Below are 26,222 nucleotides of genomic sequence, written 5' to 3' on the forward strand. Positions count from 1 at the left end.
CTAGGCTCAGGCTCTGTTACTATTCGTCATGCAGTAGCAAAAGATTCCTTCAGTGTGGCAACAGTGAGCTGCCGCAGGGAAGGGACAACTAGTGTGGCTCCGCCTAGCGTCTCGGGTGAGCCTATGCCCACGCTGCGCATACCGGCACGGGAAGCGGCCAGGATACCGGCAGCGGCATCCTCGAAGACGACGCAGTGTGCGGGAGCGGTGTCCAGCGCCTGCGCCCCGAGCAGGAAGACCTCCGGGTCAGGCTTGGCCGCGCTGGTATGCGTGCCGTCGATGATGGCATCGAAGTATGGGGTCAGGCCGGTATTGTTCAGGATGGTCATGGCGTTCTTGCTGGCGGAGCCGAGGGCTACCTTGATGCCGGCGGTCCGGCATTCCTGCAGAAAGTCCAGGGCGCCGGGCAGAATCTCCGAGCTGTCCATCTTGGCGATATACTCGACATAGCGGTTATTCTTCTGCTCGGCCAGCCGGGCTTTCTCGTCTTCAGCAAGTGTGATGCCGCCGATCTCCAGCAGAATATTCAGCGAAGCAGCCCGGCTGACGCCCTTGAGCCGCTCATTATCCTGCTCTGTGAAGACAAATCCAAGCTCTTCGGCCAGCTCCCTCCAGGCAATATAGTGATACCGGGCAGTGTCCACGAGAACACCGTCCAGATCGAACAGGCAGGCTTTGATATCTGACATGTTGAACCTCCTAATATGATTAGTTAACAATTAGATGTGGTTATCGCGCCAACTGGGCAAGAATCCTGCAAAATATGCAATATTTCTCTGCGAATCATGCCCCGCTGGCGGAAATCCTGCACAAAATGCAACAATCGGTGAAAGCTGGGTGCCAACTGGGCAAGAATCCTGCAAAATATGCAACATTTCTCTGCGAATCGTGCCCTGCTGGTGGAATTCCTGCAAAATGTGCAACAATTCCTATTCACACGAGGGCCGAACAGTGAAAACTAAAAAAGTGTGTATCAGCCCCAGCCTCACCGCCAGTAGCCGCAGGCGGGAATCCCCCTACCAGCAACATTCTGAACTTTAGCGCAAACGTTTGTACAAAGTTCCAAAAAATAAATGAAGCGTAACTCTGCTTCATTCATTTTCTTGTACATGCCTTAATTTCCCGGAGCATGCATAGAGGACTCCCGTACGATTAGACGGTGGGGAATGACAAAACGATTCGTATATCCGTCCTGATTATCCGGCTTCTGAATGTTCTGGATCAACACCTGAGAGGCCGTATAGCCAAGATGATAAATCCCGATATCAATGCTGCTGATCGGAGGACTGGACAGCTCGGAAAGCGGGATATTGTTGAAGCTGACAATCGCCAGATCCTCAGGGACCTTGTACTTCAGCTCGTTCAATCCGCGGAGTACCCCGAATGAGACCATATCATCCACCGCGACAAGCGCTGTCGGACGGTTCGGAAGATTCATGAAGAAGGACATCGCCCTATAGCCGCTGTCCTGCAGGAATTCGCCTTCAACGATCCATTCATCCTTCATTTCCAGACCCTTGCCCTGCATGGCCTTGCGGTAACCCTCCAGCCGGTCGCGCGAGACGATGAGGTTCGGCGGCCCGCTGACGAAGCCGATGCGTTCATGCCCCATGGAGATGAGATGATTCGTCGCATCATAGGCGGCCATGATATTATCATTGTCCACTGACAGAATATCCTCGTAGCGGTCGCTCCGTCCCACCAGGACAAAGGGATAACCGCCCGACTGCAGGAAATCGATCACCGCATCGTCTTTTCGGGAATACAGCAGAATAACGCCGTCCACGCGGCGTCCCTTGAGCAGACGGGAGACAGCTTCAAGCTCCTCCTTCTCGTTCGCTCCGGAGCTGATCAGCACATCATAGCCGGAACGGCTAGACTGAGTGACGATCCCGCGGATTAATTCCATAAAAAACAAATTGGAGAACAGCTCTTCAGCCGGTTTCGGAAGAATGATGCAGATGCTGTTAGTGGTCTTGGATACCAGACTTTTGGCCATCATATTCGGGGTGTAGCCCATTTCTTCCATAATCACTTTGACCTTACGGGAAGTTTCTAAGCTGATTCTGGGATGGCCTGACAACACCCGGGACACCGTGGAGGGTGAGACCCCCGCTTTCTTGGCAACGTCCTTAATGGTAACTGTCATAGAAACCTCCTAATGGAACCGTTTGCTTTACACAGTAATATTAATCGAAGTGGGGATGATTGTAAATAGTGAAACCTCGCATAGGGCGTAATCCCCGTGGCTTCTACGTTCTGAGCACTACACTGCGATACGGCTTAAGCTATTGTGAATCTGGAAGTGGAGCAGAGGGGTATGCAAATCTGTGCAATGAACAAGGGGATTTTGTGCAAAATTAGTGCAAATAGAGTAGAGTTTGGCTTATCAATCTCTAAAAAGTAAGCAGTTGAACATTACTTTTCCGGAAGATTAGCTGGTTCGAAAATTTCAGCAGACACCTATAAATACTCATTATATAGAGGACACAACAGAATTAATTCTATTGTGTCCTGTACTAAGTAGTAGCTCTATTTCATTCTACAAACGTTTGCGCCAAAATGTTCTGAATCAGCCCATAAGAAACCGATCAGAGTTTAGGACATATTGGCCTGAAGCACAGCGAAGCCGTATGCCGGTAGCCTCAATGACAGCTTGCCGCGTTCGGCATGGATCGCTTCGCCGGTCCACAGGTTCTCCCAATTGCGTTCCTGAACGTCCAGCCGGAAGGTCTGCACCGTCTCCTCCGTATTAATCAGTACGATAATCAGATCATCACCCAGACTGCGCTCGTAGGCCAGCTTGCTGCCCCCGGCTGCGGCTTCAAGGAAGGTGAAGCGTCCGGTGCGCAGCGCCGGATGGCTGCCGCGGATCTCAATCAGCTTACGGTAAAAATTGAATAAATTGCGGTCCTGCCGCTCCGGGTCCCACTCCATACATTTACGGCAGTCCGGGTCGCCTCCGCCATCCATTCCGATCTCGTCCCCGTAGTAAATGCAGGGCGTGCCCATGAAGGTGAACTGGAACAGTGCAGCCAGCTTCATGACGTTCTTATCGCCCTCGGCTACAGTCAGCAGACGCGCAGTATCATGGCTGTCCAGCAGATTGAAGGCGACCTCACTGGCCTGGAGCGGATACCGGGACAGCTGTCTGCCGATCGAATGGGCGAAGCCTTCCGCATCCAGCGTTCCGTAGACGAAGAAGTCAAGCACCGCGTCTGTGAACGGGTAGTTCATGACGGCATCGAATTTGTCGCCTTCCAGCCAAGGGGCTGATTCATGCCAGATCTCGCCCAGAATGTAAGCCTCGGGATTGGCACGCTTTACGACTTTGCGGAAATCACGCCAGAATTCGTGATCCACCTCGTTGGCCACATCCAGACGCCAGCCGTCGATGCCGACCTCCTTGATCCAATACTCGGCAACCTTCAGCAGATACTCCTTCACCTCAGGATGCTCTGTGTTCAGCTTCGGCATCAGCGGCTCGAAGGCGAAGGCATCGTAGGTTGGAATATTGTTCACGACCTGGAGCGGATATTCCCTGATATGGAACCAGTTCTTATACTCCGAATCCTCGCCCTTCTCCAGTACGTCCACGAACGGGGCGAAGGTACGGCCCGCATGGTTGAAGACCGCGTCCAGCAGCACACGGATGCCGCGCTCATGACAAGCATCGACCAATCTTTTCAGCGTGTCCACATCACCGAAATGCGGATCGACCTGCATATAGTCCTCCGTGTCATATTTGTGATTGGTGGTGGCAGTGAAGACCGGTGTGAAATAAATGCCCGTAATGCCCAGCTCCGTCAGATGGTCGAGATGATCTATGACACCCTGCAGATCTCCGCCGAAGAAATTATCCGGCCGGGGGGTTCCGCCCCAAGGCTCCACATTAGCAGGGCTTATGCCGGGATTGCCGTTAGCGAACCTTTCCGGGAAAATCTGATAAAACACCGCATCCTTGACCCAGGCCGGAGGCGTGAAGACATCACCGCGGCTTATGTAGGGGAATTCAAACAGCCGGTTGGGGTTCGCGGGACGCTCCTTCTGGAAATCACTCTCTGTCATCCAGATCCGTTCTTGGCCCTGCTGCAGCAGGAAGCCATATTTCAGCCTGCGGTAGAGCGGAACCGATTCGCATTCCCAGTAATCGAACATTGCATCGGAAGTGAACAGGGTCATCGGGATCAATTCCTTGGTGGTGTCCCAGGCATATTTATCACCCGCCCAGGCGAAGACCTCGGTCAGATCCCCCTTCTTGGCACGCAGCCGCAGGTGGATGGTGTTGTGATCATAGGCATACGACCAGTTCAGACGGGGACGATGATACACGGCTTCTAATAACATATTAATTCCTCCTAGATTTAGTTTGGCTATATAGATTGAACTTAAAAAATTAAGTTAAGGGAAAAGTGGCGGAGGGGAATTTTGGAACTGGAGGAGCGATAGCGACCGCCTTTGTCTGCGGATTTCGACCGCGAACAGCGGTATAAATCATGAAATCTGCAGACAACAGCGGCCGGAAGTCCAAAACTTCTCTGGAGTCACGGCTAATCCCAAAACATAAAAACCAGTAGTTCAATTTATATAGATTACGCACCCGATTCTGCACACAACAAAAAGGCACAACCGCCGGTTAGATTACGCCGAGGTTGTACCCGAGAAGGGACAGTGCCTTTAGATTGGTGAAGAATGAGGTGTTTCATGATGGTTTGGATTATAGCACGGAACAAAATGAGGTTCAAGAGGTTTGTACAAACAGTTGCACAAAGTTTTAGGAAGGGGAAACCGATTTCCAAAGTCTGTAAATTGATAATATTTAGCAATTATAAAACAATATTCGTCTAAATACGACAAAAAATGCAGAAAATAATTTTTAAACCGAAGTATATCCAAGTTATTTAAAGAAATCATGCGATAAAAAGAGTAAAGGTAACATTATCCATAATAAATGGCTGAATTCTATTGAATTTACTATGTGCAAACGTTTTTACAACTGCGAGTTAGCTGATGTATTATGGATTCAGGAATGAAGCGCTTTCTAAACCGGGTATAACGTATTTGGAAGAGGCAATTGGAGAAAGCAGAATTTTTTTTGAATCCTCTGAAATCGTTTGCGCAAAGTAAGAGCATCATCGTTAAGTCAAAGAAGCATCATCGTCAAATCAAGTGATATACACACACAGGAGGGGTTAAAAGGAATGAATCTCAAAAAACTTATGGTTCTCACCGCAGCGTGCTCGATGGCAATGTCAATTACGGCGTGCGGCTCAAACAACAATGCCGGAGGAAATGCGGCAGCGACTAATGCTCCTGCGGATAATGCAGCAGCTACCGATAATGCGGGGGCAGGCAGCGACAACGCACCGGCAGCAGGTGAGATCGTCCCGGAAGAGGGCGCTTCACTTGTGATCTGGGAGAGTAAGGAAGAAAGACAGTTCGCTGAAGAAGTTGCGAAGCAGTTCACTGCCAAGTATAACGTTCCGGTCAAAATTGAAGAGGTAGCCCCGCCGGATCAGGTTGGCAAGCTCACCCAGGATGGCCCTTCCGGCCTGGCTGCGGACGTCATCATCATTCCTCATGATAATCTCGGCAAGGCGGCAAGCGCGAGTCTGCTGCTCCCTAATGATATTTTTGCAGAACAGACCAAGGCGGAGAACACTGAGGCTTCCATCGTGGGTTCTTCCTATGACGGCGAGCTGTACGGCTATCCGAGAGCGGCGGAGACCTATGCGCTGTTCTACAACAAGTCTCTGGTCAAAGAAGCTCCCAAATCCTTCGATGACGTCATTGCCTTCAGCAAAACGTTCACGGATAAAGCCAAGAACCGTTACGGCATTATGTGGGAAGTAGGCAACATGTACTTCAACTATCCGTTCATCGCCACTACCGGAGGTTACCTGTTCGGCAAAGACGGTACCGACAAGGACGATATCGGCCTGAACAATGAAGGTGCGATCAAAGGCCTGACTGAATTTGCCAAGCTGAAGGAAGTCCTGCCGATCAAGAGCGGTGACATCAACCCAGACATCAAGCGCAGCCTGTTCAACAGCGGTGATGTCGCCATGGATATTACAGGACCTTGGGAGCTTGCGGGATATAAAGAAGCGCTGGGCGACAACCTCGGAATTGCTCCGGTTCCTACTATTGACGGCAAAACCGCCATTACCTTCTCCGGGATCAAAATTTTCACCGTCAACGCCTACACTCAGTATCCGAATGCGGCTAAACTCTATGCACACTTTGCTTCCGGCAAAGATTCGCAGCTGACACTTAACAAGCTGGTCGGCTCCGTGCCGACGAACCTCGAAGCGCTGAAAGATCCGCAGATTACGGGTGACGAGTTCGTATCCGCGTTCGCAGAACAGGCGAAGAACTCCCAGCCGATGCCTTCGATTCCTGAGATGGGGAACGTCTGGAGCCCGGTGAATGCTGCACTTCCGGCCATCTGGGATAACAATACTGATCCGAAGGCAGCCATGGACAAAGCCGTAGAGCAGATTAAAGACCTGAACAACGGGGCTTCTGCCCAGTAACTACACAATCAACAGCTTACCGTGGAATTAGAGTTGCCCGCCGCATAGCCTGCGGCGGGCAGTTTCCTTGGATTCCGCACGGAGAGGAGAACGGAAGGGAAATGCAGCGACACAAAGCGAGAGCTGGAATACTGTCGGCCATTTTTATGGGACTCGGGCAAATATATAACCGCCAATTCATCAAAGGGCTTATGTTCATAGCTGTAGAAGCTGTGGCACTTATCTATTTCATTAGCAATCTGGGAAGAGCCTTCTGGGGGATTACTACGCTCGGGGAATCTCCAAGCCGTCTGGAAAAGGTAAAGGGGATTGCCAAAATGGTTCCCGGGGACCATTCCATCGTCATTCTGATTGAAAGCCTGATCACCCTGCTGTTCTTTGTGTTATTCCTGATCGTCTGGTATATGAATATTAGGGATGCCTATAAAATCGGAGCAGAACGCGAAAACGGCCGTCCGTCCAATACATTTAAACAATCTGTACGTTATATCCTCGATTATAAATTCGCCCAGAGCTTCCTGCTGCTCCCGGGTATGGGCATTCTGTTCTTCACCATTATGCCGATCATCTTTATGATCATGCTGGCCTTTACCAACTATGCTGCACCGAACCACATTCCTCCGGCGAAGCTTGTAGACTGGGTAGGGTTCGAGACCTTCCGCAATCTGATGGTGCTGAAATCATGGAGCCATACCTTTTACGGTGTACTTACCTGGACCATTATCTGGGCGGTTCTTTCGACTGTAACTACTTATTTCGGCGGGATGCTGGTTGCCCTGCTGATCAGCCAAAAAGGCATACGCTTCAAAGGCATGTGGAGAATGCTCCTGATTATTCCTTACGCTATTCCGCAGATGATCTCGCTCCTGTTGATGCGCAACCTGTTCAACGGGCAGTTCGGCCCGATCAATCAGTATCTCGGCTATTTCGGACTAGGCGGCCTGCCTTGGCTGACTGATCCATTCTGGGCCAAGGTTACGGTTATTGTCGTCAACATGTGGGTAGGAATTCCGGTATCGATGCTGCTGATTATGGGGGTGCTGACTACGATTCCCCGCGATATGTATGAGGCGGCTGAGGTGGACGGCGCGACTAATTACCAGAAATTCCGTATCGTTACCCTGCCGATGATTCTGTTCTCTACCGCACCTACGCTGATTATGCAGTTCGCCGGGAACATCAACAACTTCAATGCGATCTTCCTGCTGACAGGAGGGAACCCGGTGAACGGGAACTACCAGTACGCCGGCTCGACGGATCTGCTTGTTACCTGGCTATATAAGCTGACGCTGGATCAGAACAAGAATAATATGGCGTCTGCGATCGGCATTATTCTGTTCATCATTGTTGCCGGGTTCTCCCTGTACAATTACCGCCGGACCAAATCGTTCCAAGAGGAGGATATGATTCAATGATCATCGGACGCAAGGCAGCGAATTTTATTCGTCTCTGCTTAAGCTATATCGTTCTTGTTGCACTGGCGGTTGCTGCAATCTATCCGGCACTCTGGATCCTGCTTGCCTCGTTCCGGCCGGGTAAATCCCTGTACAGCAAGACGCTGATTCCCGAGACATTCACCCTCGCCCACTATAAGGAGCTGTTCACCTCACCGGTCTATATGTTTGGAACCTGGTATGGGAATACGCTTAAGATTGCGGTGTTCTCGATGCTGATCGGGGTGGTGCTGACGCTGTTGACCAGCTATGCCTTATCCCGGTTCCGGTTCAAAAGCCGCAAGACCACCATGTCCACACTGCTGATTCTTGGGATGTTCCCGGGCTTCATGAGCATGATTGCCATCTATCTGCTGCTGAAGGAGTTCAATCTGCTGGATACCCATTTGGCGCTGATTATTGTCTATGCGGCCGGAGCGCCGCTTGGAGGAACGCTGATCGCCAAGGGGTTCCTGGATACGATTCCGCGTTCGCTGGATGAAGCCGCGCGGATTGACGGGGCGAGCAACTTCGGGATTTTTACCCGGATTATTCTGCCTTTATCCCGTCCGATGATTACTTATATAGCGCTGACCCTGTTTGTGGGCCCGTGGGTCGATTTCATCTTCGCCAAGCTGATTCTGCGGACCAAGGAGAACTGGACGGTTGCCGTGGGGATGTGGGATATGGTCAATACGATGCAGAATTCCAACTTCACGCTGTTCGCGGCGGGAGCCGTGCTGATCTCTGTACCCATAATGATTCTCTTTGCCTTCCTGCAGCGTCTGCTGGTTGACGGCCTGACGGCGGGGGCAAGCAAGGGGTAGAAAATAGTAATTAGACCATGTATGTACGAATAACGGGTGCGGCCTTGAAGCAGTTCTGAGGGGCTGCACCTTTCTTTTATGGAGGAGAAATCGTAATCTGCATGATAAGGGGAGAGTGTAGTGAAACGGCGGCGATTCATTAATTTTAGCTCGGTTGGCGTCAAGTTATTCGTAATTCTGTTCTGTACTATTGTCCTGTTGTCCTCAGTTCTGGGCTTAACCTCCTATTATGCGGCAAAAGGGATCATTACCGATGAGGTGGCAGCTGCCTCCTCACAGTCCATTGTCCAGGCGGCGGACAAGCTGGATTTCCTGTTCGCTGAATATGAAGCGCTCTCCAGGCAATTCGCTGTAGATCCGGCGTTAAAGGCTGATATGGAGACGGTTAATCGCCCGTCCGCCGGTACGGTTGCAAGGTCAGCCGCAGAGGACCGGATACGCCGCAAGCTGGACTCCGTCAGAGGGTCGGATGAGCGGCTGCTCGGAGTCCGGTTGGTCGCAAGAAGCATGGTGGATGCCGAATCCTACAAATCGACGGGGATTAGCGGAGTGCGCAGTGATGAAGGCATCCTGGCCCGGATGAAGGAGATTGATAACGGTAAAGGCAATCCGGTCTGGTTCCCCGTCCGGGCTAAAGGCTTCTTCGACGCGTACAGCGAGTCCGCTATGACGATGGGCCGTCTGCTGCGGAATATTCAGAATCCGGCGGCAGAGTATTATATGCTGATCGAGGTGAAGGGGCAGGCACTGACAGATGTGCTGTCCAACCTGCATATCGGGCTGGCCGGAGAGATCCGCATACTCGATCAGTTAGGCCGGATTGTCTACGGTGCGGACAATGCGCTGCTCGGGCAGGCTTCTTACATACATACTGGAGCGTTAAAGGACGGGGCGCTGACGGGAGTGCAAAAGGGTGAGGAGCAGAAGCTGCCTGGGGCAGTGAAGAGTGAGGAGCGGGAGCTGACCGGAAAACGGGAGAATGAGGGACAAGAGCCGGCCGGAGCACGGCAAGGGGAGAGCGGGAAGCGGTCCTTCACAGCCGGGGATGAGCAGGGGAGTGCGCAGCTGGTAGTCTACCAGCCGTTGAGTACAGCGGACTGGACGCTGCTGGGTTATGCGCCGGTGAGCGATTTCACCAAATCGGCCGACAGGCTGCTCTATATTACCTTGCTGGTAGTCTTGGCTGCAGCCTTGATTGCTCTGATCATTGGCTATGTTCTGGTGCTGCTGATCGGCCGTCCGCTTGGCAAGCTGGCCCGGCTGATGGAAGAGGGCGAGCAGGGCAATCTGCAGGTGCGGACCAGCTTCAAGGGCCGGGATGAGATCGGACGGCTGGGCCACAGCTTTAACCGGATGATGGAGCAGATCTCCCGGATGGCCGGGCAGAGCAGCAACTCGGCTGCTGAAGTGCTGGTGACCTCGGAGCAGCTCGTTGCCGCTTCCGGCGCGATCAGCGGCCAGGCCAGTGAGGTCGCAACTGCTACCGGCGAAATCGCCGGGGGAGCCGCCAGTCTGGCAGCCGAGGCCGAGAGCAGCAATGCCAAGGTAGAGCTGATGGGCGGCAAGACCAGCGAAGTAGCAGAAAGGAATGCAGTGATGGCCGCTTCCGCTGAGAAGGTCATGGAGGTCAGTGACCAGGGAGCGGAGCGGATGAAGAAGCTGGTATCGCAGAGTGAGGATGTGCTGAAGTTGATGGACCTGATTCAGGAGAATTCAGCCATGCTGCGGGATAGCACGGTGCTGATCCGCAGCATTCTCTCCCCGATGATTGCGATGAACAAGCAGACGAATATTCTGGCGCTGAACGCTTCAATTGAAGCCGTGCGCGCAGGCGCCGCCGGGAGAGGCTTCATAGTCATTGCCAATGAGATCAGAGGGCTGGCCAATCAGTCGAGCGAGTCGATTGCCTCCGTCACCCGGATTACCGAGGAGATCAGCGGCCATATCGAGAACACGGTCAAGGTTGTGAGTGAGGCTACACCGATGTTCCACAGCCAGCTGGCCTCGGTCCGGGAATCCTCGCTCATCTTCGGGAGTGTGAGGGCCGAGATGGAGGTGTTCAGCGGAGTTCTGAACCAATCCTCGGCGGCGGTCTCCGAGCTGGCCGAATACCAGCAGCAGCTGGGACAATCCATGGCGAGTGTGATCTCGGTAGTGCAGCAGACCAGCGCCTCTACGGAAGAGGTGGCGTCCATGTCCTCACAGCAATTCACAGTCAGCAGGGAGCTGGTCGCCCTGTCGCACAGGCTGGAGGAGCTGGCGGAGCAGCTGAAGCAGTCGATGATTTCTTTTCAGGGCTGAAGGTATGAAGGGGGAGCGGGTGGGAAGCGTATTGCGGGAACCTGCGCTTTTCTATAAGATGGATGAGGTAAGATGCAGGATATCTTGAGTACTGAAGGTGATGTCATGGACAAGCATTTATTTCTGAACGGCGGCGGTCCTCCGTTTACCCGTGGACTGGCACGGAGGTTCGTAAGCACGATGACAGCAGCTACAGAACCTGTCGCTGTGTTATTTGAAGAAAGGGAAGACTGGCCGGACTATATGCCTGCTTATATGCAGCCGCTGGTTGACGCGGGGATATCCGAGATCCGTTATTTGCCGCTGAAATCCACAGCGGTGGAGACAGCTATAGAGAGCCTCCGGGCCTGCGGCGGGATCTTTATCGGAGGCGGGGATACGGATCTGTATGCCGACCTCATTGTGGATACCGCTATCGGGGAGGTGATCCGGCAGCGGTATGAGTCCGGTGTGCCGGTTACCGGCTTCTCGGCAGGAGCCTTGATTAGCCCGGAGCGCTGTGTAATTTCCGCCAAGGATAATGAGAGCAGACAATTCAAACACCGCAAGGGCCTCAATCTGATTCCTGATCTGCTGCTATCTGTCCATTTCACCCAGTGGGATGAGGAGGAGCATTTACGGACAGCGGTCCGTACCCTCGGGGAGCTGCCGAATTACGGAATTGACGAAGAGACCGGCATCTACCTGCTGAATGGACAGCCCGAAGAGATAGAGGGCGGCGGGGTGTACAGTCTGGTGAATGGAATATTGACAAAGATTCATTGAAGATGATGAACGGGAGCAGAGGGCGCGGGCCTTCTGCTCTTTTTTTGCGCCGGGGAACCTGGACATGTAAGCTCCAGACTGGTATGAAGGCATGTAAGCGGAATGTAATCGGAAAACCGATCACAATCGGCTGGCGAGGGGTGCGTAGGCTTGTGGATGGGGGAAGGGGGCAACTCGCTTCTTGTCCTGCCTGCGCTCAAGCGATACACTTGTGCTATCGTTACTGGCAGAGGGGAGGCAGGCGGTGTGGCGGAGATGAACGGGAGTCTTTTTGAGCAGGGATTGCTGGAGCGGGATTATAGCCCGCACTTTCTGGCTTACTATTATAAGCAATGGAGCAATTATACGATGGCTTACCATCATCACAACTCCACGGAGATCATGTATCTTATCTCGGGCAGCTGTGTAGTGGAGGTGCGGGATGAAGCGGGCGGCGATACGCCCTTCCGGCTGAAGCGGGGAGAGATGATTCTGCTGGATGCGGAGGTGCCGCACCGGCTGATTGTGGAAGAAGGCTCCTCATGCCGGATGCTAAATGTGGAATTTGCTTTTACCGAATATGGGGGAGTAGTTCCGTCCATTGGCAGCTTGGCCCGGGAGGAGGAGGTGTTGGCAGAGCTGCTGCGGCATCCGTTCGATAGTCTGGTGTTGTCCGATCAGGAGGAGGTTTTCCATGTGTTGAAGGCGCTGGTGCTGGAGCTGGATCAACGCGGGCGGAAGGGGAGCAGCATGGTGCATCTGCTTTTCGCGGAGCTGCTGCTGCGTCTGGCCCGGCTGCGCATGGAGTCGCTCCCGTCCAGCCAGCAGCCCTCACAGCTCTACGTGCGGCGGGCCATCGAGTTCCTGCACCAGAATTATGACCGGAGCATTCAGGTTAAGGAGGTTGCTCTCTCCGTGAATGTTCACCCGGGTTATCTGCATCGCATCTTCCGAACGCACACAGGGCAGACCCTGACGGACTACCTGAACCAGCTGCGTATGGAGAAGGCCCGGATGCTGCTGGGACAGGGGGAGATTCCGGTAGCGGAGATTGCCGACTATGTGGGGATCAGCAGCAGGCAGTATTTTCATCTGTTATTCAAGAAATATTCAGGCTGCACTCCTATCGAATACCGCAACTCTATCGAACGCCATTACTGGAGTGAAGGATAGTTTTGTGTTCAACCGGGGAAGGGTATGGCGTATAGAAAGTTAGGATTCTTGACAGGTTACCCGCAAAATGGTCATGATATTGGTTACGCTTCCGGCAGTCCCCTTGTTACAATGGACAGGAGTCAATAACTCATTGCCGGAGAGGATGATTATTATGTCTTTTAAAGTAACCTTTATCGGGGCAGGCAGTATCGGGTTCACCCGCGGACTGCTGCGCGACCTGCTGACTGTGCCGGAATTCCGTAATATCGAAGTTTCGTTCATGGATATAAACAGCCATAATCTGGACATGGTCACAGAGCTGTGCCAGCGGGATATTAAGGAGAATGGTCTGGATATCACCATCTCTTCTACTACGGACCGCAGGGAAGCGCTCAAGGGGGCCAAGTACGTATTTTGTACTATTCGTATGGGGGGCCTTGAGGCCTTCGCTACCGATGTGGATATTCCGCTGAAGTATGGCGTGGATCAGTGTGTAGGAGATACGCTGTGCGCAGGCGGGATTATGTACGGGCAGCGCGGGATTGCGGAGATGCTGGAGATCTGCCGTGATATCCGTGAGACAGCTGCGCCGGATGTATTGCTTCTGAACTACTCGAATCCGATGGCTATGCTGACCTGGGCCTGTAATAAATACGGCGGTGTGCAGACCATCGGGCTCTGCCATGGCGTACAGCATGGACATCAGCAAATCGCTCAGGTGTACGGCCTGGAGAAATCGCAGGTGGACATTATCTGTGCCGGGATCAATCACCAGACCTGGTATATCTCTGCGAAGCATGAAGGCAAGGATCTGACGGCAGGTCTGCTCGAGGCTTTCGAGAAGCATCCTGAGTACAGCCGTACCGAGAAGGTACGGATTGATATGCTCCGCCGCTTCGGCTATTACAGCACGGAATCGAACGGTCACCTGAGCGAATATGTGCCCTGGTACCGCAAGCGCCCGAGCGAGATCATGGACTGGATTGATCTGGGCGTATGGATCAACGGGGAGACGGGCGGCTACCTGCGGGTCTGCACGGAAGGCCGTAACTGGTTCGAGACGGACTTTCCGAACTGGATGAAGGACCCGGCGCTGGAGTACATCCCGGAGAAGCGGGGCGAGGAGCATGGCTCGTTTATTATCGAAGGGCTGGAGACAGGGCGTGTGTACAGAGGCCACTTCAACATGGTGAACAACGGCGTGATCTCCAATCTGCCGGATGATGCCATTATTGAAGCGCCGGGCTACGTGGACCGCAACGGCATCTCGATGCCGCTGGTCGGTGACCTGCCGCTTGGACCGGCGGCGGTCTGCAACGTCAGCATCTCTGTGCAGCGCCTGGCGGTAGAAGCAGCTGTGCATGGAGACGACAAGCTGCTGCGCCAGGCGTTCATGATGGACCCGCTGGTCGGCGCCGTCTGCAATCCGAAGGAGATCTGGCAGATGGTTGACGAGATGCTGGTGGCCGGAGAACAGTGGCTGCCGCAGTACAGCGCAGCTATTGCAGAAGCGAAGGAACGCCTTGCCTCCGGTGACCTGATCCCGACGAATGCCGGCAACGAAGGCGCCGCCCGGCTCAAGGTGAAGTCAGTAGACGAGATGATGCAGGACCGCGAGGCCGCGAACAAGAACGCCGGGGAATCCGACAAGGGCAAGGACCGCGAGAAGGTGCAGTAAGCGGAGCAGGTAGAGTAAGCATAAGTCTACCGGAGTGAAGAAATATTGGAATTAGGGCTGTCCCAAAAGTCATGATGACTGCTTGGGATAGCCCTTTATTTTGGCGTAGGTAGAGGTGTGGGGCGAGCGCGCAGGGTCCGGGTGTATGTGTGTGCGAAAAACCGAACACAATGTGCTGGAGAGCAGGCACGCGGGCCAAATGTATGCGAAAAACGGCTCCCCTTGCTGTGATGGGGGAAATAGGTGGATATTGGGCACTTGCTAACCAATAAATAGACGATACTCCGGCAAGAGTTGGAAAAACAACAATTAAATATTCATACCTCTCCCGGTAGCAGCCAAATCGGCAATAGCAGATGCTGTTTTTCCACTTAGTTCCCTATAATCGTCAAACGTTGAAGAATTAAGCTGCATTAATCCACTTGTTATCTGCAGTGGTTGTGGATGCTGTAGCTATGGTTAGCCCGCAGGAGTATTAATTCTACTATTTCCGTTGGTTTGCGAGATTGTAAAGCAGTTCCTCACTCCCGAATCAGCTTCTCCTGCTGCAGCCGCGCGATCTTGCGGCGGATAGGCAGGCTGAGCCAGATGAAGAACAGGCCCAGAATGATAACGGACACTCCCACGACGAGGTTGATTTTGTAGATGTTAGAAGAAGTGTTCAGCATAATCAGCATGAGATTTAAGGAGCCGATGATCAGCTCCATGAACGCGAGGGACAGATAGACTTTATAGATTCTCTGATAGTGCTTGATCTTGGAATCTGCATCGGTATAGATCTGGAAGGGGCCTTCCGAGGCCTTCCTTCTGAAGAACACCCAGCGTTGGTTCATGAAGGCACGATTGGCCTTGGTAGGGGTCCCGGATGGCACCCGCTCGGCTCCGGTCTCCTCCATGAATTGCAAGTAGCCTGCCGCCTCCTTCGGGTCCTTCTCCAGCAGCTCAATCCGGTTAATATACTCCCCCTTAGCGCTCTCTTCGAACACATAACGGGCCCAAGAATGCTCCACCAGGGCCAATCCCTTGGCCGACATTTCATTCAGCCACGCTTCTTCCTTCTCGAAATCCATGAAAAATTTGCGCACCACCTGACTCATTACACTTCGCCTCCCAGTAGTTTTCTTCCATTAGTGAGCAACTCGTCAAGCCTTGTCATTTCACTCTGGACGATCGATTTGCCTAGCTCCGTAATCTGATACTCCTTCTTGCGGGAATCTTCTCCGCCAGCCAGCAGCTTGATCCAGCCTCGTTCTACAAGTGTGCTTAACGCCCCGTATAACGTGCCTGCACCCAGCTCCACACGCTGATTGCTCAGCAGCTTCACGTTCTGCATAATCCCGTAGCCGTGCATCGGGGTGAGCAGGGACAAGAGGATATAATAGACGCCTTCGGTCAGCGCCCCGTATTCATTGTTGCCGGACAATGCCATCACCTTCCTTATCGCGTATCTTTGAGCTTCATTTCACAGACCGGAAATTTCCTGTGTATCATTCGGCGTTATAGCATCTGACGTTATACCATCTGTCGTTATATCGTCAACCGATACATTTAGTATATCGGCTGCCGATATAATAGTCAACAGGGTTTTTGCAGCCAACATCCGCGCACCAAAAATCCCCTGCCCGCCGTTCACACGGTTTGCAGGGGATCCTTCTTACAGTATGAATCTGCGCGTAACGCTCATTCTACGGTCAGTCTGGAGAGCAGCTGCTCAGGCTTCGATTGCTTTTTTGCCGAAAAAAGCCTTCAGCGCCAGATACACTTCCTTCTTATCCTTAATCACATAATGCATGAACTGCTCCTGCTTCAGGTGGCGGTAGGCGGACATCAGGGTGCTGCTGCGGTTGTACTGGTTCACCTCGCCGTAGCCGAACATGTTGCTGCGCTTCAGCAGCTCGCCGATCAGCTTGACGCAGCGCTCATTGTCGGAGGTCAGATTGTCGCCATCCGAGAAATGGAAGGGATAGATGTTGTATTTGGCAGGCGGATAGCGGCTGTCGATAATCTCCAGTGCTTTTTGATACGCCGAGGAGCAGATCGTCCCCCCGCTCTCCCCCCGGGTGAAGAAGTCATGCTCGCTGACCTCTTTGGCTTCCGTATGATGGGCCAGGAACACAATATCCACCTTCTCATACTGGCGGCGCAGGAAGCGGGTCATCCAGAAGAAGAAGCTGCGGGCGCAGTATTTTTCAAAAGTGCCCATACTGCCTGAGGTGTCCATCATGGCGATAATCACGGCATTCGAGTGAGGGACCGTGATGTCATCCCAGGTTTTGTAACGCAGATCATCAGGGCTGATGCTGTGTATTCCGGGATTGCCGCTGCTGGCATTGCGCCGCAGATTCTCAAGCAGTGTACGCTTTTTATCGATGTTCGACATCATGCCTTTTTTGCGGATATCATTGAAGACAATCGACTTGACCTCAATCTCTTCCTTATCCTTCGGCTTCAGATGGGGAAGCTCCATGTCCTGGAACAGAATATCCTCCAGATCCTCCAGATCGACCTCGGCCTCAACGGTATCCGCTCCAGGCTGATCGCCGGCCTTATCCCCTTTGCCCGGCTGGGCCGACTGGGAGTCGCGCCCGAGGACATCGCCCACCTGGCTGTCCCCGTCTCCCTGTCCGACATGCTTCTGCTTGCGGAAATTATAGATAATCCGGTATTCATCCAGACTGCGGATCGGCACCTTCACAATCTGCTTGCCGCCTGACAAAATAATATTCTCCTCGGTAACCAGATCGGGCAAATTGCCCTTGATGGCTTCTCTGACCTTTTGCTGGTGACGCTCCTGATCCTGATGGCCTTTGCGGTGAAGGGACCAGTCTTCTTTGGATACGACAAATGCGTATGGACCGGACGGCTGGGACAAGGATGACCACCTCCCATGGACTGTGTTATTCGGTAATGTCACTACGGAGACTAAGACGAAGCAGCAGGTTGTAACTAAAGTATATTCAGGGAGATGGGGGATATGTGAGCTGTATTATTCACTGATTTCTTCAATGAGCAGCCTGTAGGTGTTAGAACGGGCTTCGCCGGAGTACCGGCGTCCGTCGATGGTGAACAGATACAGGGCAGCCGTGGAGCCTTGAAGATCCTTGCCCATATAATCCGCATTTATTGTGACAAAGTAAGTGAGTGTGACGGTCTGCCCCGCTTCCAGCGTTCCCAGAGCAACTGTTCCGCTATATGGCGTACCGGGCACGGCGATAGCGCTTATGGTAACGATATCGGGATTAATGACGGTACCCTGCGGTAAAATTCGGATCACCGAGACCTCTGCCGGATAATTCCCGCTATTGGACACGTAAATGTTGAATTCCGCGATACCTCCAGGCTCGACGATGGGCGGCTCGCCCTCAATCTGAATGGAAATGATGGGCGTGAACAGCAACGTGGTCACCGCATTGGAGCGGGAGAGCTGCCCGACATTGCGCCCGTCCGGCAGGGAGAACGTATACTGGACCACTCCCTGATTCTGAATGGCCGGCGTCTGGCGGATATCGGTGGCACCTGGAATAGATACGAGAAAATCTACCGCCATAACAGCGCCTGCCCGTAAGGTGCCCAGCGGAATTCCGTCCCCGGGGCGGACCCCCCTCTGGGGAACCCCGTCAATACGGACACTGTCCCAGATGAATAGTACGCTTGGCGGAATGGCGTCCGTCAGCAGTGCGTTCACCGCCATATTACCGCTATTCTGTACAGTGAACTCGTACCGCAAGTTGTCACCGGGCGCCGCGCTGTAGAGATCAACCTTCAGCTTTACCGATAATCCGGGCTGGATGACTGTAATCTGAACCGTGTTGCTTGTGGTGGAGGTTCTGTTGTCGTTGACCTCATAAGAGATCTGTGCGTTCGCCATAATCGCCGATCCTGGGGGGTTCGAGGCCACCCTTACACGGTAGGAGACCTCGGCGGCTGCGCCTGCAGGGAGCGAGCCCAGCCCGATGCCTGAAGCTGGGTCGGCCTCAGGCTGATAAATCCTGCCAGCGATAACACTTCCGGGAAGGAAAGAGGTGCCTTCCGGAACGGGAAGCGTGGCCATGACTCCGGTCAGCGGCCGGGTGCCTTCGTTCCTGAGTTGAAGGGTATAGGTGACGACATCCCCAATGAAGGTAGTGGGAGTGCTGGCCGAGAGCAGTGAGGACAACTGGTAGGACAGCAGGGAGACACTGACCGGATTGGAGCGGATCTCCCCGTTCACCGTTCTTCCTTCAGGTGTAGTGAAGGAATACGTGCCAACCGCCCTGTTATGCAGCGCGAGTGAAGGCGGAAGCGAGATAACAATGACCTGGAAGGCGATACTGACTCCCGAATGGGCGGCGAGTAGGCCAAGGGGAATGCCGGAAGACGGAGTGACCCCCGGAAGGGGGACTCCGTCTCTAAGCACACTATTGGCAATGAACGAGACGCCTGGGGGAAGCACATCCGTGATGGTGACAACCGCCCCGGTATTGCCGCTATTCCTGGCGGTCACAGTATAGACGAGCGTCTCCCCCAGGGAGGCGCTCAGGCGGTCTGCTTGCTTTTGCAGTAATAATACCGGGCCCACCACAAGCGTATTGACGGTATTGGAATAGGTAACCGATTCAGTGCCCTCTGCCGAGCTGTACAGAACCATGGACTGATTACTTACGACAGGCTGGAGCTGTGAGCCGTCTGTCATATGACGATGACCTGAACCTGGAAGGTTACCGTTGTGGTCGCTCCCGGGGCGATCGTTCCGATCACGATACCGGTGCCTGGATTTGAACCGGGACGCGGAGTGCCATCCACAGTTACGCTGCCTGCAACGAACTGGCTGCCGGCCGGGATCGGGTCAACAAGGACCACATTGTTGACGGGAACAATGCCGTTGTTGGTTACGGCAATCGTATAGGTGATGATATCGCCGACTACAGCATCGACAGCCGGAGTGCTCTTGACTGCCGTTACGTCCGGTGAAGAGACTGGAATGACGAGTGTATTCGATAGTGTAGAGCCTGAGAGCAGACGTCCATCAGGCGGCGTGAAGGTGAAGGTTGCCGCCGCCTGGTTCACCAGCTGCTGCGGTGAAGGCAGGGAAGCCAGCGTAACCTGCAGGGTGACGAGCATAGTAACTGTGGCACCCGCTGGAACTGTACCCAGATTGATTCCGGTAGTCGGATCAGCGCCGGGAACGGGCTGGCCGTTAACCAGTACACTGTTCGGTATGAAAACAGCTCCTGCAGGGATAGAATCGGTTAAGGTGACGACTGCCGCAAGATTACCTGTATTGGTGACGCTTAGTGCATAAGTGACGGTATCTCCAACCGTGGCATTAGTGGTATCAGCAGATTTCAGGACACCAATAATCGGCTGGAATACCGGGGTAATTAGATTGTTGGAATAAGAGGCGCCGGAGAATGCCCCGGAGGTGAAGCTGACCGAAGCCTGATTGTTCAGTGTGGCCGGATTAGGAAGACTGTTGACGAGAATATTGAAGGTGACCTGGACCACTGCACCAGGGGCGATAGTGCCGAGCGAGATCCCGTTCGCAGGGTTGCCTCCCGGCAGCGGAGTGCCGTCCACGACCACGCTGCCGGCTACAAAGGAAGAACCGGCCGGAATCGGATCGCTCAGCACTGCATTGTTAACCGGTGCAATTCCGTTATTGGTGACTGCGATGCTGTACGTAACGGTATCCCCCGGGACTGCATCGACTACAGTAGTGCTCTTTGCAACCAGGACATCCGGCGACGATACCGGAATCAGATTGATGTTCGAGCTGGCCGACTGATTGAAGACGCGTCCGTCAGGCAGCGTATAGTTGAAGGCGATAATGGCCTGATTGCTGAGCTGCTGGCTGGCTGGCAGCGTGTCGATCACTACAGAGAATACTACGGTCAGTGATGCACCGGCTGCAACACTGCCCAGAGGGATTCCGGTAGCGGGATCTGCACCCGGAGCAGGGAAGCCGTTAATCAGTACACTGTTCGGAACCAGAGTTGTACCTGCGGGAATAGTATCAGTCAGCGTGGCCGATGCCGCATAGTTCCCTGAATTGCTGACATTGACGGTATAGACAATGGTATCGCCTACCGTGGCATTCTGAGAGCTCGAGCTCTTGGCAGCAGCGATAACCGGCTGGAAGACCGGAGTGGTCACAATGTTCGAGAAGGCTACACTGGACAGGGCGCCGGAAGTGAAGCTGACGGATGACTGATTGTTCAGTACACCTGAAGCCGGCAGAGACGTAACCGTTACGTTAAAGGCCACCGTTACAGAAGCGCCCGGAGCGATGCTGCCTATGGTCACCCCGGTAGCCGGTGAAGAAGCAGGGCGAGACACGCCGTCTACGAGCACACTGCCCGGAACAAAGGCGGTACCGGCAGGCAGGGCATCTGTGAATACGACATTATTAACCGTAGCAATACCGTTATTGGTTAGGGTCACGGAATAAGTGATGGTGTCGCCCACATTGGTTGCGGTGGTTACAGTGGTTTTGACGACAGCCAGATTCGGGTTCGAGACAGGGATGGTCAGGGTGTTGGTGAGCACCGACCCTCCCAGGATTCTTCCGTCAGGCAAGGTGAAGCTGGAAGCAACGGTTCCCTGATTCACCAGCAGCTGCGGCGATGGCAGTGAAGTGATCACCACCGAGAACGAGACAGCTACAGTCGCCCCCGGAGCGATAGTTCCGGCAGCAATTCCTGTGGAGGGATTAGCCTGCGGCAGAGGCAGCCCGCCAATCAGCACGCTATTGTCTACAAAGGTGGTGCCGGCTGGAATGTTGTCCGTTACTGTAAGGCTTGCTCCGTAGTTGCCTGTATTGGTGACATTTATGGTGTAGGTTACGGTATCGCCGACCGTTGCATTGGCGGTATTGGCTGTTTTGACCGCAGCGATATTGGGCTGGAAGACAGGCACTGCCACGGGATTGGAGAAGGTTGATCCGCTAAATACACCTGAGGTGTAAGTAACTGTAGCCTGATTGTCTATGGAGGCATCCCCGGGTACAGAGGTGACAGTGACACTGTACGAGACGACGGCACTAGCCCCGGAGGCAAGCGTACTGATAGTAATCCCTGAGGCCGGATTGGCATTCGGAAAAGGCACCCCGTTCACCGATACGCTGCCCGGCACAAAGGTGGCCCCGCCCGGTGTTGGATCACTGAGCACGACATTGTTGACAGGGTCCATCCCGTTATTGGTGATGTTCACGGAATAGGAAATGGTATCCCCAAGGGCAACGGAGGTGGAGGTTGTGCTCTTGACCACCGCCAGATTAGGGGCAGAGACTGCGATGGTCACGGTATTGGAGACGGCACTTCCACTTAGCAGCCGCCCGTCAGGCGGAGTAAAGGTATAGGTGGCGTTTGCCTGATTGACAAGCTGCTGCGGTGAAGGCAGAGACACGATGAAGACCGTGAAGCTGACAGATACACTGGCACCGGGAGCTACAGTTCCAACAGTAATTCCGGTATCCGGTGCAGCCCCCGGCTGAGGGAATCCGCCGACAATGACGCTGTTGGGGTCAAATGTAGTACCCGCCGGGATGTTGTCGGTTAACGTAACATTGGCTGCAAGGTTACCGCTATTGCTGACTACAATGGTATAGATGACCGTATCGCCTACTGTGGCGTTCAGGTCACTGGCGCTTTTGACAAGGGAGATCTGCGGTTGTGTGACCGGTGTGGTGGTGACGTTGGACGATGAAGAGCCGGAGAAGACCCCGGAGGTGAAACTGACGGTGGACTGGTTATTCACCTGTGAAGGAATCGGCATGGTTATTCTCACCTCGAATGTGACGGCAACGGAGGCTCCAGGCCCCAGGCTGCCGATTGGGATGCCGGCCGACGGAACTGACAACGGCTGGGAGACGCCGCCGACAATTACGGTTCCGGGAAGGAACGCTGCATTCTCTGGCAAGGGATCGCTGAGAATGATATTGCTGACAGAGGTAATGCTGTTATTCGTCAGCACGGAGGTGAATGTAAGGATGTCGCCGGTCACGGCATCAATGGCATTGACGCTTTTGACAACACTGACATTCGGTGCCGAGACGGGAACCGTAAGTGTGTTCGACACGGTATTACCGCCAAGCTGACGCCCATCCGGCAGGGTGAAAGTATAGGATGCTGCTGCCGAGTTAGGCAGCTGCTGGTTTGGGGGAAGCGAAGTAACCGTAACAAGGAAGCTGACTACGACGCTGTCTCCGGGAGCAAGCGGCCCCACCGGAATGCCTGTTAATGGGCTGTACCCAGGCAGCGGGGTCCCGCCTATACTTACGCTGTTGGTCTCGAATACCGTCTGCGGCGGCAGGGCATCGGTCAGATTCAGCATTGCCGCGATATTGCCAGTGTTGCTGGCCAGGATGGAGAAGGAGAGCAGACTGCCGACAGAGGCCTGCGCAGGGCTTGAGCTTTTGACCAGTCCAATGACTGGAATGAAGACCGGGGTAGACACTGTATTGGACAGGGCTGTTCCGCTGAATGATCCGGCCGTAAAGGATGCGCTGGCCCGGTTGCTCAGTTGAGGCGGGCTTGGAATAGAGTTGGCATTCACCTGGAAGACAACGATGCTTGTGGCGCCCGCAGCAAGTGTTCCGAGAGCAATCCCGGCATTTGGATTGGCAGAGGGTACGGCCGTCCCGTTCACCGTGACAGTTCCTGCTACAAAGGCACTGCCTGCCGGAGCCGGATCAGACAGCACTACATTGTTAACAGCTACGCCGCTGGGGTTGGATACAGAGACGGTGTAGGTAAGATATTCGCCTACAGCCACTGAGGTGAGATTGGCATTTTTGAGAATCGTGATGTTGGGGGCAGAGACTGGAATAGTCACCGTATTGGATACACTTCCGCCGGACAGAGAGCGTCCGCTGGGCAACTGATAGGTATAGCTGCTGCTGCCCTGGTCGGTCAAGGTTGCCGGAGACGGCAGGGACTGGACATTCGTCAGGAAGGTTACGGTCAAGGCGGTACCTGGAGCTACGGAGCCGAGCGGGATTCCGCTTACCGGAGAATCTGACGGACGGACCGCACCGTTTACTGTGACGCTTCCGGCGACGAAGGCAGACCCGGCAGGGATCGTGTCAGTTAGGGTCACATTCGCTGCGAGATTACCGGTGTTCTGCACCTGCAGCGTGTATTGTACATTTCCTCCAACCGTGGCGCTGCTTGGACTGGAGCTTTTAACGATACCGATTATTGGCTGGTACACAGGAGTGAGGATTGTATTGGACTGTGTGATGGCGTTAAATGTCCCAGAGCTGTAAGAGGCCGATGATTGGTTGGCGAGCTGGCCGTTTCCCGGCACAGAGGTGACACTTACCTGGAAGGTTACCGTTACGCTGGCCCCTGCAGCAAGGGTACCTACGGTAATCCCTGAAGTCGGATCAGCGGAAGGCCGGGAGCTGCCGGCTACCACAACACTTCCCGGCACGAAAGAGCTGCCGGCGGGGATCGGATCGGAGAGCACGACATTCGTCACGGCTTCAATTCCATTATTGGTGATCACTGACGAATACAGCAGGGTGTCGCCTACGGTGACATCCGGGAAGCTGGCGCTCTTGACGATGGAGACATTAGGCAGTCTGACCGGTATGGTGAGCGTATTGGAGGCTGCCGTACCGTTAACGGTACGTCCGTCAGGAACCAGGAAGGTATAGGCGGCAGTAGCCTGGTCAACGAGCTGCGGAGGAGAAGGCAGGCTGTTCACCAGCACGCGGAACTGGACTGTCGAGCTTCCTCCCGCCGCGATGGTGCCGATGGCGATTCCGGCGGCGGGATTACCCGCTACAGGCGTACCGTTCACCGTGAAGCTCCCCGGAACATAGGTGCTGCCCGCAGGAATGTTATCCGTGAGTGTAGTGGTGGCACCGATATTGCCGGTGTTGGCTATCTGCAGCGTGTAGAGAATCTGATTCCCGACGGTTGCGTTGGTAGTATTGGCGCTTTTGACAATGCCGAGAACCGGAGAATACACCGGCAGTGATTGTGTATTGGATGGAATAACCCCGCTCACAATCGGGCCTCCGGCCACACTCTGGAAGGTGAAGGCGGCAGTGGCTGTGTTGGGAACAAACTGCGGATTAGGCAAGGAAGTTACCCTGGCTTGATAGGTAACCGTTATAGAAGTGCCAAGGGCCAGTGATCCCAGCGGGATGCCGGAGGTTATATCATAAGTCGGCCTGGAAACACCGGCAACCACCACGCTTCCTGCGACAAAAGTAAGACCTGCCGGTAAAGTATCCGACAATACAACACTGGCTGCACTTGCCGTACCTGTATTGTTGACCGTTACGGTGTAGGTGACCAGATCGCCAACGATGGTACCGGCGACATTTGCGCTTTTGGTCAAGGAGATCTTGGGCGCATTGATGTCAATTTGCAGCCCGTTGGCGTTAACGACATACGCATCGCCCGAAGTAGTTAAGGTCAGGAGTGCGGAGGACTGGTTATTGACCAGGCGCGCAGAGACATCCACATTCGTGATATCCCAGCCCTGCCGCCCCCCGACAATGTTGGAGCCTGGACTGCCGTTGGTCTGGTTGCGGGTGCCGAACGTACCGGTCGTATTCAGATTGCCGGCATCATTGTTAATCTGCGAGGCAAAAAAGTTGTTGGCAAAGTTATTAGGACCTGACAGGGCGACCTGAGTAGTAGAAGTAGGGCCGAAAAGCGCCTGGTCTCCCGAGCGGTTGGCATCTCCTTCCTGGGCGCTGAACTGGATACGTCCGCCCAGCGCGCCGGTAACAGGTGTGGCGAAGCCGGTAATGGTGGTGACCACCGGGGCCGAGGAGGCTTGGACAAGGACAGCGCCTGCGCGCAGGGACATGTTGCGGAAGGGCAGCGACGGATTCTGGTAGATGACGGCAAGTGTCCAGCCGGCATGGTTGGCAGTGGAATCGCCGGGAATTACAATAGTTCCGACTACACCGCCAGTGACATAGGTTCCGGCACCGGAGGCTTGAATGGTGCTGGTGACATTGGCGGAACGGACATATGCGAGTGCACCCCCGCCCAGATCCACCGAATTGGCTGTGGCTGAATCAGGGGTTACACTGACCGTGTTCCCTAGCGGTGTAGTGAAGGATACAGGGTTGTTGATTGCCGCAGTGAGATTTACGGTACCATTAACATAGGAACCGCCCCAGATCAGCTCGGCATACAGAACTGTGCTTCCGGCAGGGAGAACCAGAATAGCTGCTGAACTGTTGCTCTGATATAGACTGGTAGTGCCAGCAGGATAGGTGCCGTATACAGAAGCTGTATTAATCGTAGAGAAGCCTCCGATACTGTCCTGTGTACCCGGTACACCGGCAGTTTCAGAGCGGCTTAGTCCCAGCGTGTTGCCAGTGAAAGTGATGGCGCCTGTTGCATTAACCGTAGACCGAACGACTAGAGGAATAATTTTCACCTCCTTTTGAATAGAAGCTCAGACAGCAAGTGGAAACGGCTTTGCCGTCCTTTTAAAGGACGGTACCGTTTCAGCGAGAAATAGAAGGATAAGTTATCATGTGAAACAAATAAATTCTTCTATTTTCAAAAAAAAAGCAGACCGGCTCTGTGTGAGCCGA

General features: G+C 54.0%; 15 protein-coding genes. 7 read left to right on the forward strand and 8 right to left on the reverse strand.

From position 1 onward, the window contains the following. Window positions 1–26: 26 nt before the first annotated feature. The 3 genes from pgmB to NST69_RS07850 all read right to left on the reverse strand — a co-directional run bounded on the left by pgmB (window position 27) and on the right by NST69_RS07850 (window position 4,347). A complete protein-coding gene (gene pgmB, locus NST69_RS07840) occupies window positions 27–689 on the reverse strand; it encodes a beta-phosphoglucomutase (RefSeq protein ID WP_342548931.1) in 663 nt (220 codons plus the stop codon). A gap of 425 nt (window positions 690–1,114) precedes the next feature. Next, window positions 1,115–2,149, reverse strand: a complete 1,035-nt coding sequence (locus NST69_RS07845) for a LacI family DNA-binding transcriptional regulator (RefSeq protein ID WP_076079097.1) — start codon at window positions 2,147–2,149, stop codon at window positions 1,115–1,117. Window positions 2,150–2,598: 449 nt separating this feature from the next. Next, window positions 2,599–4,347, reverse strand: coding sequence for an alpha-glycosidase (locus NST69_RS07850; protein WP_342548932.1), 1,749 nt, complete (start codon window positions 4,345–4,347; stop codon window positions 2,599–2,601). Window positions 4,348–5,201: 854 nt separating this feature from the next. On the opposite strand from NST69_RS07850, the gene NST69_RS07855 reads away from it, so the two are divergent. The 7 genes from NST69_RS07855 to NST69_RS07885 all read left to right on the forward strand — a co-directional run bounded on the left by NST69_RS07855 (window position 5,202) and on the right by NST69_RS07885 (window position 14,674). Beyond that, window positions 5,202–6,536 (forward strand): maltose ABC transporter substrate-binding protein, encoded by a 1,335-nt coding sequence (locus tag NST69_RS07855; protein WP_036721401.1) that lies wholly within the window; start codon window positions 5,202–5,204, stop codon window positions 6,534–6,536. Window positions 6,537–6,637: 101 nt separating this feature from the next. After that, a complete protein-coding gene (locus tag NST69_RS07860; RefSeq protein ID WP_342548933.1) occupies window positions 6,638–7,951 on the forward strand; it encodes an ABC transporter permease subunit in 1,314 nt (437 codons plus the stop codon). Then, window positions 7,948–8,796: a sugar ABC transporter permease gene (locus NST69_RS07865; RefSeq protein WP_340942434.1), complete on the forward strand. Its 849-nt coding sequence runs from the start codon at window positions 7,948–7,950 to the stop codon at window positions 8,794–8,796. The genes NST69_RS07860 and NST69_RS07865 overlap by 4 nt, the downstream gene beginning before the upstream one ends. Before the next feature lie 120 nt (window positions 8,797–8,916). Beyond that, window positions 8,917–11,097, forward strand: coding sequence for a methyl-accepting chemotaxis protein (locus NST69_RS07870; protein ID WP_342548934.1), 2,181 nt, complete (start codon window positions 8,917–8,919; stop codon window positions 11,095–11,097). A gap of 105 nt (window positions 11,098–11,202) precedes the next feature. Then, window positions 11,203–11,862, forward strand: coding sequence for a Type 1 glutamine amidotransferase-like domain-containing protein (locus NST69_RS07875; RefSeq protein WP_342548935.1), 660 nt, complete (start codon window positions 11,203–11,205; stop codon window positions 11,860–11,862). A 255-nt stretch (window positions 11,863–12,117) separates the two neighbouring features. Further along, window positions 12,118–13,014, forward strand: coding sequence for an AraC family transcriptional regulator (locus NST69_RS07880; RefSeq protein ID WP_076079140.1), 897 nt, complete (start codon window positions 12,118–12,120; stop codon window positions 13,012–13,014). Between the two features lie 154 nt (window positions 13,015–13,168). Beyond that, window positions 13,169–14,674, forward strand: a complete 1,506-nt coding sequence (locus NST69_RS07885; protein ID WP_339313353.1) for an alpha-glucosidase/alpha-galactosidase — start codon at window positions 13,169–13,171, stop codon at window positions 14,672–14,674. Between the two features lie 521 nt (window positions 14,675–15,195). Here NST69_RS07885 and NST69_RS07890 read toward each other — a convergent pair. The 5 genes from NST69_RS07890 to NST69_RS07910 all read right to left on the reverse strand — a co-directional run bounded on the left by NST69_RS07890 (window position 15,196) and on the right by NST69_RS07910 (window position 26,062). Continuing rightward, the gene (locus tag NST69_RS07890) at window positions 15,196–15,771 is read right to left on the reverse strand and encodes a DUF2812 domain-containing protein (RefSeq protein WP_342548936.1); all 576 of its coding nucleotides are present in this window, start codon (window positions 15,769–15,771) and stop codon (window positions 15,196–15,198) included. Further along, window positions 15,771–16,103, reverse strand: a complete 333-nt coding sequence (locus NST69_RS07895) for a PadR family transcriptional regulator (protein ID WP_036692768.1) — start codon at window positions 16,101–16,103, stop codon at window positions 15,771–15,773. Before NST69_RS07895 ends, NST69_RS07890 begins: the two co-directional genes overlap by 1 nt. Window positions 16,104–16,385: 282 nt before the next feature. Then, window positions 16,386–17,546 carry a sporulation protein YhbH gene (yhbH, locus tag NST69_RS07900; RefSeq protein WP_209872814.1) on the reverse strand — a complete coding sequence of 387 codons (1,161 nt, stop codon included), beginning with the start codon at window positions 17,544–17,546 and terminating at the stop codon, window positions 16,386–16,388. A 114-nt stretch (window positions 17,547–17,660) separates the two neighbouring features. After that, window positions 17,661–19,346, reverse strand: coding sequence for a hypothetical protein (locus NST69_RS07905; RefSeq protein ID WP_342548937.1), 1,686 nt, complete (start codon window positions 19,344–19,346; stop codon window positions 17,661–17,663). Then, complete coding sequence (locus tag NST69_RS07910; protein ID WP_342548938.1) at window positions 19,343–26,062, reverse strand: hypothetical protein; 6,720 nt, start codon at window positions 26,060–26,062, stop codon at window positions 19,343–19,345. The genes NST69_RS07905 and NST69_RS07910 overlap by 4 nt, the downstream gene beginning before the upstream one ends. Window positions 26,063–26,222 lie beyond the last annotated feature (160 nt).

Source organism: Paenibacillus sp. FSL P2-0089, from assembly GCF_038595095.1.
In the GTDB taxonomy this organism is placed as follows: domain Bacteria; phylum Bacillota; class Bacilli; order Paenibacillales; family Paenibacillaceae; genus Paenibacillus_AQ; species Paenibacillus_AQ silagei.

Excerpts from the sequence above, each read along its gene's own strand:
- NST69_RS07890 (WP_342548936.1), bottom strand. The coding sequence starts at position 15,771 with ATGAGTCAGGTGGTGCGCAAATTTTTCATGGATTTCGAGAAGGAAGAA.
- NST69_RS07880 (WP_076079140.1), top strand. The coding sequence starts at position 12,118 with ATGAACGGGAGTCTTTTTGAGCAGGGATTGCTGGAGCGGGATTATAGC.
- NST69_RS07905 (WP_342548937.1), bottom strand. The coding sequence starts at position 19,346 with ATGACAGACGGCTCACAGCTCCAGCCTGTCGTAAGTAATCAGTCCATG.
- NST69_RS07845 (WP_076079097.1), bottom strand. The coding sequence starts at position 2,149 with ATGACAGTTACCATTAAGGACGTTGCCAAGAAAGCGGGGGTCTCACCC.
- NST69_RS07895 (WP_036692768.1), bottom strand. The coding sequence starts at position 16,103 with ATGGCATTGTCCGGCAACAATGAATACGGGGCGCTGACCGAAGGCGTC.
- NST69_RS07855 (WP_036721401.1), top strand. The coding sequence starts at position 5,202 with ATGAATCTCAAAAAACTTATGGTTCTCACCGCAGCGTGCTCGATGGCA.
- NST69_RS07865 (WP_340942434.1), top strand. The coding sequence starts at position 7,948 with ATGATCATCGGACGCAAGGCAGCGAATTTTATTCGTCTCTGCTTAAGC.
- pgmB (WP_342548931.1), bottom strand. The coding sequence starts at position 689 with ATGTCAGATATCAAAGCCTGCCTGTTCGATCTGGACGGTGTTCTCGTG.
- NST69_RS07850 (WP_342548932.1), bottom strand. The coding sequence starts at position 4,347 with ATGTTATTAGAAGCCGTGTATCATCGTCCCCGTCTGAACTGGTCGTAT.
- NST69_RS07875 (WP_342548935.1), top strand. The coding sequence starts at position 11,203 with ATGGACAAGCATTTATTTCTGAACGGCGGCGGTCCTCCGTTTACCCGT.
- NST69_RS07885 (WP_339313353.1), top strand. The coding sequence starts at position 13,169 with ATGTCTTTTAAAGTAACCTTTATCGGGGCAGGCAGTATCGGGTTCACC.
- NST69_RS07860 (WP_342548933.1), top strand. The coding sequence starts at position 6,638 with ATGCAGCGACACAAAGCGAGAGCTGGAATACTGTCGGCCATTTTTATG.